The organism is Priestia megaterium (assembly GCF_046599315.1).
Classification (GTDB): Bacteria; Bacillota; Bacilli; order Bacillales; family Bacillaceae_H; genus Priestia; species Priestia megaterium_F.
Window position 1 is genome coordinate 1 of sequence record NZ_JBKIKC010000032.1, and the last position, 8,358, is coordinate 8,358.

The window sequence follows — 8,358 nt, forward strand, 5'->3', positions numbered from 1 at the left end:
CATGTTACCTTTTAATACAAACAAGGCATGTAAATGTGGATGATACTCATCTTCCTTAAATGTAATCTCTAAGGAACGTATAGCACCTTCAAATCCCCAACTACTGAAGTCTATACCCTTTATTTTCTTAGTCCCATTCATGTAACGAATCAACATCCCAAACGCCTTAAACATCCCTGCTATTGTATCTTTAAGCTTCCGCCCCTTAACATTAGGAACTGTAAGTGTTATTTGATACATATCTTTCTTATAGGGCTTTATCAGAGGTATGAATTTCGCCATACGCTGGGCTTGTTTAACCTTCTTACAATTATTGCAAAACTTATCTTTGCAGAGATTAGTTTTCTTAAAGTCTTTGATTCTAGCTTTTTCGTATTTATCTAGTATCCAAAACTTATTACAATCATCTAACCTCTCAATTCTTTTTTCTATCTTCTTAGATTCAAAATCATCAACCTCAGAAGATAACCGCTGATAATGACCATGAATGATGCCATTATATTCTATGTTTTTGACCACTCGTCTTATATGGTCTTTTTTTACTTCAATATCTTTAAAATTCATCCATAATGTTATCCTTTCCTAGTTTATTTGATGCTTGTCCAACTCTCATTTTCAATGAGTTAGAAATAAGTCAGCGATACACGTTCACACCTTGTTACAACTGCATTTATAGCATCCTTGTATGTATTTGTGGGACGACTTATTTCTAATATATCAAGATAGAAACAAAAATCTAAAACCTAACCCAAAATAGGACTACCCCCATTGTACGACAAGCATTTCATATGAGTCTACCACTCCAACATTAACCAAATGATAGATTCGCCCACTTTTTCCTGACGTTTCTCATAATGAAATTTATTTTAAATAACCTGAAATTGAAGCCCATATCATCAAATTATCAAGGGTAAACCCTGCAACACCTTGTACGAATCATAGATTCTACAATCTGTAAGCCCTTGACTATTTGACCCTAGCCTATTGGCGTTAGCGTGCCGACAACACACACTAAATTAGGAATTGATTAGGCTCATTGTCGGTTTATCAATTGTAATCGGCTAGGGAAGAAAGGTAAAACACTGGAGTACATCCCTTGCACATCAAGACCTTGGGCGTTGCCCAAACCCAACCTCTAAGCACCCCTAAATTAGGGAACTACCTCTGTTACTGCAATGTTATCTTCATCTTTACGTTTGATTCTAATTCTTCTATCTTGTATGCTGCCTTTACACCTTTCAATGTTTCCTCAACATAATAGGCAATCTCATCAACATAAAGTTCTTCAGTTCTTTCAATAATAACTTCACCTTCAGCTTGTAATGTGATTAGCGCTTTTCCAACTTCTCCTAAGATACCGTTCATTCTTATCATCCTTTCAACTAATTATTTACCCTCGTACTCTTTGACTTTACGGTAAAATGTTGCCTTTGCCATGCCTGCCTTCTCCATCGCTTCAACTGCAGTTATTTCTCCATCTTTCCATAACTCATAAGCTTTTTCAAAAGCAGGAGTAATAATCGCTTTAGGTCTACCTAAATGCTTTCCTTTTGCCCTAGCTACTGCAATGCCCTCAGCTTGCCTTATACGAATCTTTTCTCGCTCTTCTTGAGCAACCCATGAAAGGATTTGTAAAACAAGGTCTGTTACAAATGACCCTAATGAATCTTGATATTTTCTCGTATCCAGTAAAGGCATATCTAGGACAACAATATGAGCCTTGATATTTTTTGTTATGTCTTTCCACTCGTCTAAGATTTGGTCTTTATTACGTCCGAAACGGTCTAATGAATGAACAAAAAGCACATCCCCCGCACGTAAACATCGTTTCAACGCTTGATATTGTGGGCGCTCAAAATTCTTACCACTTTGTTTATCAATAAAGATATCTCGCTCGTCAATCTCTTCACTTATTAACGCTTCATATTGTCTTGCCTCATTTTGGTCTTTTGATGATACACGAATATAACCGAATTTCTTCATAACCTCATAACTCCTCATTCATTTGATAATTTGATTATAACCATTTCGTATCAAAAGGTCAACATTTATTTTGATACGTATCAAAAGTTGTTTATTAACCTTTTAAAACTAATGAAATGTTGATTTTATAAGGTCTCATTTTTGTCTCTAAACGTGTACCTTTTGATACGATTTGTCATTTTCGTTTATTCAATCCTAAATCACCGACAAAAACCCGACAAAATCCAGACAAAAAGGGGTACAAAAAGCAGACAAAACGGGGGACTTTTTATTTCAGTAAAAGCTTTACAATTTTTATATCAAATGCTTACAAATGACCTACATAGATGAACTTTATATGGGAGGATGAGAAATCCTTTGAAGTTTTCGATATTAATTCATTATGTCACCTGTGAAAGAGCCTCATTTCTTAAACAGTGTTATAAGGGCAACTGAAATATCTATATTGATTTCCGAATCTGATAAAAGGATGTTTCAGTCGCTCCGACATTCTAAGTAACTACAAATTAAGGGAGGTGGGATATATGTTCCATTTCAAATACAAATCTGAAAAAGGTAAAGAAGTTGAAGTCAAGTTCAATGGAGGGTTATGGTTAACTGTCATCAAAGCAGTTATGTTCATTGCCCCTTTTGTATCATAAGAAAAAGAGCCATACTTCCTTGTATGGCTCACCCTTTCCCAAATAAACGGGCAAAGAACCCTTTGTTCTGTTCTTCCTTTTCCCGCTGTTCCAATGCACTTGCTATTAACTTTTTCGTTTCTTGTGATTCCCTTATAGCATCAATAAATTGCTTATCACGCTTTTCAATCTTTTCATCAATGTATTTTTGCTGTTGCTCCAATCTTTCCATAAGCAACTGATTAAATTCATTTTGTTTATCTAATTGCTTTTGCATATCGTCTAACTTATCAAGCTGTTCAAGTCTTTCAAACATACTGTTGAATCGCTCATCATATTGGGCTATATCGGTTGTTTTTTCTTGCTCTGATGGCTTTTTAACTACCGTATCGACCTCCGATACGTGCGGTATCGACCCTTCATTTTGCTCCTTTAAGTTCATCATAATCATGTCGACCACCTTCTTAGTTGGCAATCCATGCTTCATAGAAAGGTTCTTCATCTCATTAAAAGTAAATATATCTTTATCGGTAAAAATACGATATCCATGCTCATTTTTAACAAATATGTATCCCGCTTTTTCAAGTGACTGGGCGTATTTACGAACTGTAGGTTCTGCTATATTGACGATATTCGCTATGTCTCTAGTCGCATACTCTTTTCGATTATCATTCATATTAACCGCCTCCCTCGATACGATATTCGCTACATATCGAGTAACTCCTCCATAAACGCAAAAAAGGCGGGGACTAGGTCTATTGCAACCTAATCCCCGCCTGCGGTTCTTAAATCAATTCATTAATGTGTACTGATGGAGAACGATAATCATTTTTCAGAACGTCAATCACATCGTCTTCCATCTTCAAGATACGAGCAACAAATTGGCATTTATCATAGCCAGCTTGGTTATTAGAAATCACTTTATCTTTGTAAGCATGAAATAGTGCCTGAATCAGTCTTTTCTGTGCTGGAATAGTTAGTTTAACAATGGTTTGAGTGAACGCTTTAAGACTACTTTTAATAGCAAAGCGCTCAAACATGCCTGTATCAAATCCATCTTCATTCTTTGCAAGAAGCATCAATTCATCATAGACAGGCATTAAATCAAGATATGCATAAACATCCTCAAGAGTATATTCCTCGTCTAATACATCAACAATCAGAATGCCATATTCAGAAAAGATGGTCTTCGAGAACTGGCTAATGATTTTTAAGTCTGCAAGAGTTTTCTGCTCATGGCTCGTAGGCTCTTGTAAATCAATCACATGCTCGATTCGGTCATGAGAATAGAAGAATCCACCGCTACCAGTATTATTCACGATAATTATGTTTGTATCTAATGGAATATCCTTCTTTTTAATACCTGTTTTATTTGCTTTCTGATAACGTTTAACTGTCAATTTCAGCACCCTTTCTTTTAACTTCTTTTTCTACTGCATTCACAACAAATCTGTTAAATGAAATGGGTACTTCATATTGTTCTTTTGCTTGCTGGGCTTGCTCAAATAATTGTTTATGAATCCTAATTGCTTTCACAATCGTTTCATGCTGTTGATTTTCTTTCATAACATATCCCTTTCTTTATTATTTCGCCTTATTTAAGGCTATGTATATGAATTTGATTCAATGGGATTTTGTTAAAAGTAGTAGAGAGGGAGACAACCCCTCTACCATAACCAACTTAAGTTATATAAAAGAAAGGAGTAACAGAGGGTAAGACAGTCCCTCTGTAACAATGAGTTGGAATCTAAAGTTTTGACCCTTTAAAACTTTAGATAATTTTAGGGGTAGTAAAAAACCGACTATACAACGTGAAGGTGTTTCTATGTTCGTTTATTAATGACCCCTACACTATTAATAACGATTTCAGAGCATAAAAGTAAACATACAAAACGATACTTTGTTATACCCCCTCATTATTAATAACGATTTAAAGAACTAAAAGGGAGACAAAACCACTACATATTTTTTCTCCCTCACTATTAATAACGATTTGACTCACAAAAAGTACACATACAAAATAATACTTTGTTGTACCCCCCCACATTATTAATAACGATTTCAAAGCTAAAAAGTAAGACAAAATGAATTGAACTTTTCGCATCGGAAGCTTATCGAACAACAATCATAAAAATCTTGGAATTATCCACTTTCAATAGAACTGACACTTGTTCATAATGCGATTGAAAACAGCTATAAAATACAAGGGGTTTTTATCAAATTATTGCACCGCTGCTATTCACTTTGGAGGCTTATCGAGTCGAACTATTTAACAGACTGTTGGTGTGAATGATGGAGGTTATGATGGAGGTTAGATATTAATACACAAACAAAATAAAAAGAGCGCCATTTCAATAAATGACACCCTTTTTTGTTTATGACAGCTTACTTATAAAATAATCTTGCAATGAAGTAAGATTATCTCTTTCATAAGCACTAGTTACTTTTGCTAATCGTTTATTAATACTTTTTACTTTCTGTTTGTAAAAGTCTTGTCCAAGGTCTTCTTGAGAAAGCCAATATTGATTCAATTCCTTCAATTCAAATAAGAATCGGGTTAATCCATAGACACTTCGATTCCCTTCATATTTAGACACCTTTAAATCATCAGGAACAACTAAAGTGATATTGTGGGAAGAGAGACTTTCAATTGTATTACTTGAAATTCCTGAATCTAAAGTCAATAAGAACATTTCTTGAGCGCCTGTGCGTTTCATTTCTTCAGGTACTTCCTGCCATCTTTCCCTTAACGATGTTTTCATTGAAACTAATGAACACTTTCTTCTCTCAGTGTTATACTCAACAACACCAGGAATTACAAAGTCTACCAGCTTACCCAAGCGTTCTGTATTAAATAATTTCGAACCTATCACACCTTGGTTATCAAACATTATTCCACATCGTAACAATATGGTTTCTATAATAAATTCAAACTCATTTCCTGCTCTAGACCTTCTTGAGTTAGTATGACTTTTTGATAACTCAAAGAGATACCCTCCATGATGTTCCAGAAAATTAGCCACTATATCCTGAACATCTTCCAATGTTATTACTGCCTTATCGTCTCTTTCTGAAAAGTACTTCATAATACTAGGGTCTTCCTGTATTAAAGACCCCATTAATACTTTGTCTAATTCCTTTTCTAACAATAAATATTTTTCCCAACTACCTTTTCTTAAATAATACAAAATATCATTTGCATTCTCTAAGAAAAATTCCGAATCTTTATCATGATACGGTGATTCCTGCAATACCAAATCTACAAGTTCATTCGGACGAGGAATTAGTTGCTTTCTATTCTTTTGAATTACCTTCTTAAATTGTTCTACATCCATAAAATCATTCCTTAAGTGTTATTTATTTCTTATTTTGACACTACTTCCTTTTGCTCAATATTTCAATCGTTTAACAATTTTATAGACTTTAATCATTTCAATCTGTATAATTTGTGTTAAAAAAAGGACAAATCGTCCGAGGAGTGACACATAATTGCGTAATTTGGAAATCAAAAATAAAAGACAAAGATTAGAATTAACCCAAAAAGAGTTTGCCGATGCATTAGGTCTAGGTAAAAATGGAGATAGAACATTAAGAAGATGGGAAAACGGGGAGTCAGAACCTTCTCCTTTAGAATACCAATCAATTTTAAACTTCCCTGAAGAACCACCATTTACTTCTCCAAAAGAAACAAAGTTCAAAATGATTGATTTATTTGCAGGTATAGGGGGTATTAGACTAGCTTTTCAAAAATTGGGTGGGGAGGCTGTATTTTCTTCTGAATGGGATAAATTCGCAGCTAAAACTTATAAAGTTAATTACGGAGAAGAACCAAAAGGCGACATTACTCAAATTGATGAAAAAGAAATTCCTTCGCACCATATATTATTAGGTGGATTTCCTTGCCAACCATTCTCTCAAGCAGGTCTAAAAAAAGGGTTTGAAGATACACGTGGCACTTTATTTTTCGATATAGCACGAATTATTAAGGAAAAAAGACCTCAAGCTTTTCTTCTTGAAAATGTTAAACAGTTGAGAGGTCATAACAAAGGACAAACACTAAAAGATATATTAAGAATCTTAGATGAACTTAATTATACTGCTTATTACTCTGTCCTGAGAGCAGCTGACTTTGGAGTTCCTCAAAACAGGGAACGTATTTATATTGTCGGATTTAATAACGAATATAAAGGCGCTGAAGTACCATTTGAATTCCCTAAACCTACTTTAAAACCAACTCGTGTAGGAGATATTTTAGAAACTGAAGTAAATGAGAAATATACGATTTCCGATAAGTTATATCAAGGTCATTTACGTAGAAAAGAAGAACATAAAAAGAAAGGCAATGGTTTTGGTTTTTCCCTGTTTAATGAAGATAGCCTATACACTAATACTATAAGTGCCAGATATTACAAAGATGGAAGTGAAATTCTAATAGACCAAGGACCAAATAAAAACCCAAGAAAGTTAACACCAAGAGAATGCGCCAGACTACAAGGATTCCCAGAAGAATTTATTATCCCAGTATCTGATACTCAAGCTTATAGACAATTTGGTAATTCTGTAGCAATCCCAGTTGTTGAAGCAGTAGCAAAACAAATGATTGATGCTATTGAAAAAGTAAATGGTTTTGTTGAATTAGAAAAGCATTCGGTTAAAATTATCAATACAGAACAACAATTAACAGCAATTCTATAAATAATTAACTATCTATCAATTATCAATTGTGGAGTGTGAATTAAACAATCTAAATAGCCTCTCACACTCCACAGAATTGATTTTAAAACCAACACATTCAACTTGATTAATTTATTACATGGATTGATTTTAAACGCCTCTGAGGGCAATCTAAGCGTTTTTAGAACATCACCAACATCTAAACTGCTAGTTTAATTATCGAATCAGTAGTTTAAAAATCTCGTGATGCGGATGTGAACCAACCTACCCAAATCCTCCAAACACATACCCACCATTCTGTCGTAATCACGCCCCCTATACGCCCATTAAGTAATTCAACAGGGGTTAAGGATAAAAACCATTTAAAGACACCTCACAAGCGATTCTCACAAGCCCCAGCACACAAAAAGAGCAACCCTTAAGGACTGCTCTTGTCTAATTATATTATACTGTGCTACTATGTTACTGTATTAGTAATACAGTGTTTTTTATTCTTTTGTTTATATTTTCAAGTCGTGCTATACTTTCCTTAACTACATAGGAAGCACAACACGACTCATTATTAATCGTTTAATCGTCTTAAGAAAGCCCCAACTTTCTTTCGACTTATCACTATATAATCTTCATCTTTCGCTAACTCTGTCGGACTCTCCAAAATCTCGACAGGGTTTTCTTCTTTTTGTAATGCTTCTATATACGGATTATACAAATCCTCTATTTCTTCGATACTCACTTCTACATCTTTTAAGTTATAAAAACATCCATATCCTTGTATCTGTCTAGTTTTGAACAGTGTATAGTATAAAGTCTTAAACTGTTCATAAGTTAGTATCGTATCTTCTTCACTCGTTGACTTAGTCATGTATTTAAACAGTTCCAAAAAGTCATCTTCTTTAAATTTGTCAATAGTACAACTATAACCTAATCTCATACTGTCTATGGCTTTCTTTGTTACCTTTGTTCCAGTGTTTAGCAACTTCCATATCTTCTGTATCAGTATCTCTTCATCTGTGAACAGTCTCTTATTCTCTTTGTTATATCTATCATGACTGTATGTGTTAACATGCTTCATATGTTTACT

The 8,358-nt window shown here is 34.2% G+C and carries 8 protein-coding genes and 1 pseudogene; 1 reads left to right on the forward strand and 8 read right to left on the reverse strand.

Translation table 11 applies throughout. From position 1 onward, the window contains the following. The 7 genes from ACLHDF_RS32730 to ACLHDF_RS32760 form a co-directional block, all read right to left on the reverse strand. On the reverse strand, window positions 1-564 hold a 564-nt coding region (locus ACLHDF_RS32730), incomplete at its 3' end, for a protein rep (RefSeq protein ID WP_413922453.1). A gap of 603 nt (window positions 565-1,167) precedes the next feature. Beyond that, a complete protein-coding gene (locus tag ACLHDF_RS32735; protein WP_413922454.1) occupies window positions 1,168-1,365 on the reverse strand; it encodes a hypothetical protein in 198 nt (65 codons plus the stop codon). 21 nt (window positions 1,366-1,386) lie between these two features. After that, window positions 1,387-1,983, reverse strand: coding sequence for a recombinase family protein (locus ACLHDF_RS32740; RefSeq protein ID WP_413922455.1), 597 nt, complete (start codon window positions 1,981-1,983; stop codon window positions 1,387-1,389). Between the two features lie 669 nt (window positions 1,984-2,652). After that, on the reverse strand, window positions 2,653-3,279 hold the full coding sequence (locus ACLHDF_RS32745; protein WP_413922456.1) for a DUF3967 domain-containing protein: 627 nt from the start codon (window positions 3,277-3,279) through the stop codon (window positions 2,653-2,655). Between the two features lie 109 nt (window positions 3,280-3,388). Then, a complete protein-coding gene (locus tag ACLHDF_RS32750; protein ID WP_413922457.1) occupies window positions 3,389-4,003 on the reverse strand; it encodes a hypothetical protein in 615 nt (204 codons plus the stop codon). Continuing rightward, window positions 3,993-4,169: a YlcI/YnfO family protein gene (locus ACLHDF_RS32755; protein ID WP_413922458.1), complete on the reverse strand. Its 177-nt coding sequence runs from the start codon at window positions 4,167-4,169 to the stop codon at window positions 3,993-3,995. The genes ACLHDF_RS32750 and ACLHDF_RS32755 overlap by 11 nt, the downstream gene beginning before the upstream one ends. An 809-nt stretch (window positions 4,170-4,978) precedes the next feature. Beyond that, window positions 4,979-5,938 (reverse strand): type II restriction endonuclease, encoded by a 960-nt coding sequence (locus ACLHDF_RS32760; RefSeq protein ID WP_413922459.1) that lies wholly within the window; start codon window positions 5,936-5,938, stop codon window positions 4,979-4,981. A gap of 154 nt (window positions 5,939-6,092) precedes the next feature. Between ACLHDF_RS32760 and dcm the strand changes: the two genes are divergently transcribed. Further along, on the forward strand, window positions 6,093-7,298 hold the full coding sequence (gene dcm / locus ACLHDF_RS32765; RefSeq protein ID WP_413922460.1) for a DNA (cytosine-5-)-methyltransferase: 1,206 nt from the start codon (window positions 6,093-6,095) through the stop codon (window positions 7,296-7,298). A 541-nt stretch (window positions 7,299-7,839) separates the two neighbouring features. Here dcm and ACLHDF_RS32770 read toward each other — a convergent pair. Continuing rightward, window positions 7,840-8,358: pseudogene (locus tag ACLHDF_RS32770) on the reverse strand (hypothetical protein); the annotation flags it as partial.

Bases quoted from the DNA above. Each gene is read 5' to 3' on its own strand.
- ACLHDF_RS32735 (WP_413922454.1), bottom strand. From the start codon at position 1,365: ATGAACGGTATCTTAGGAGAAGTTGGAAAAGCGCTAATCACATTACAA.
- ACLHDF_RS32740 (WP_413922455.1), bottom strand. From the start codon at position 1,983: ATGAAGAAATTCGGTTATATTCGTGTATCATCAAAAGACCAAAATGAG.
- ACLHDF_RS32745 (WP_413922456.1), bottom strand. From the start codon at position 3,279: ATGAATGATAATCGAAAAGAGTATGCGACTAGAGACATAGCGAATATC.
- ACLHDF_RS32755 (WP_413922458.1), bottom strand. From the start codon at position 4,169: ATGAAAGAAAATCAACAGCATGAAACGATTGTGAAAGCAATTAGGATT.
- ACLHDF_RS32760 (WP_413922459.1), bottom strand. From the start codon at position 5,938: ATGGATGTAGAACAATTTAAGAAGGTAATTCAAAAGAATAGAAAGCAA.